This window comes from Pedobacter sp. 05L430 (genome assembly GCF_056397585.1).
Genome location: NZ_JBFTNT010000479.1, coordinates 1 through 1,844, shown reverse-complemented (window position 1 = coordinate 1,844; position 1,844 = coordinate 1). Strand labels below are relative to the sequence as shown.

The 1,844-nt window shown below is 40.1% G+C and carries 1 protein-coding gene; it reads right to left on the bottom strand.

Going from position 1 to position 1,844, the window contains the following annotated elements:
* Nucleotides 1-1,225: immunoglobulin domain-containing protein (locus AC1DG9_RS26595; RefSeq protein ID WP_477635637.1), on the bottom strand; the 1,225-nt coding region annotated here is incomplete at its 3' end.
* Nucleotides 1,226-1,844 lie beyond the last annotated feature (619 nt).

Below are 1,844 nucleotides of genomic sequence, written 5' to 3'. Positions count from 1 at the left end.
GTGATGGAGTAGGCGTATAAGTATTGGTGTTGGCTAATAATGTTGTTGAAGTTAAAGAATCATACCACCGCAATTCATTTCCTGAATCTGGCGCATCAGGTTTAAGCGTTACGGATGTTCCTGAACAAATTATTACAGCAGGGGTTGAACCGGGGGCTGTAAAAGTTGGTTTTGGAGGGGTTATCTGTACCTCATATAGGTTTAGACTTGTTGCTAGGTTTAAGAGGGAACTTGCTGAGAGCTCTACACGGTCAAATGCTGATGGAGGGGCAATGGAAATTGTGGTTTTTCCACCTGAATTCAATAATGTTAATAGATCGGTTCCAAGCAATAATCCACTGAATGAAGTATTACTGACCAGCGTTGCTCCGTTGTAGGTGTTGATATTTATGTAGCCCAGTACACCAGCAGATATGACAGCCGGAGGAATGGAAAGGGTTAATGTGGCTACGCTGCCCGTAGGTGAGGGTTGGGAAAAATAAACAGTCTGGTACAATGTTGTTCCCACACCTAAACCATTTGAAAACAAGGAGAAGGTATTCAGGTTTCCATCAATGGCATTTGTTTCGTTGCTAATTGCAGAGCCCAGATCAAGTATTGTAGTTTTTCTGATAGCTGTATAAACGGGTGGATTGCAATTTGGATCAAGGATATAAGCGTAGTAAATATTTGTTGAATTTGTGGAGATCCCACCTAGTAGAGCACCAGCAGAAGTGGTGGATGTAATTCTTATGCTGTTACAATCTGCTGGAGTAATAAATACATATTCATTTGTACCTTTTAGCGGTAGGGATGAAAATGACTGTGCACTGCCAAGGGCAGTAATACCATTATAAGCCTGTACCTGAACTCCGCTTAAAGTTCCAGCTGTTAGTTTAATTATTATGGACGTGCCGGTTTTTGGTAAAATGGCCCCTGAGAAATTTAAATTGATGTATGCAGAGGATGTTCCCCCGGTGCTTCCCAACAGTCCCCCTCCCTGACCACTTATGGGAGCTAGTGTAGCAAAATTGGTCAGGTCGGCATCGTTAATATTGCTGTGGCCAGTTATGGTGAAAGAGCCGATAACTCCATTACTCCCCCCGAAGCCACCGTTTCCCCCTGCCCCTGCACTTCCACCTGTATTGGTTGGTGGGGGACCTACATAAGTTGCATAAATGTTCGAAGTCTGCCCCTTCACCTCGCCCCCAAAAACCATCAACATCACTGTTAACAGTAATCCCAAAAGTTGAACATATGAGCGACAAGCTTTCAAGGTTATGAGCGGTAAATTAGTTTAATCTATACTATCAGTGAATAATTTTTAGGACAAAAAATTACCTTGATGTATGGTATAGCAAACTTATTACAGTTCTTTCAATGATTTTTGTTCATTATATTCAGTTTTAGTTTCGTTTAGGTTACTATTTAACGGAGGGAAATGGAAGTCAGTGAGAGGTTTTTGTTCTTAAATTATTGTAATACAGTTTGTTTTGAATAAGTTTTGATTTTGTTCATTTTATTCAATATTCGAGCATAAACAAAGTGCTATGCACTTGCATATTCTGTTGAGGAATTTTCTTCCTAAAGTATACTAGGGGAAGTGAGTTTTCGTTCAAAAACCCAAATCCGCATATCAACACAAATAGGGGGCTTTATTACGATTCTTGAATAACAACGAAAACTGTCTTTTTCTTAATCGACAGTTAATGTGAGGAGTGGATTGTGTGTTTTACTAGACGTAGTGGCAATCTGTCCAGCAATACTCCTCAAGGGCTCTCCAAAACTTTAGTATCTCTTTGTCAAAAAAATCCACAAATTTACTTGCTGATAAATGGTTTATGCGATATGGATGCCTTGTTGCT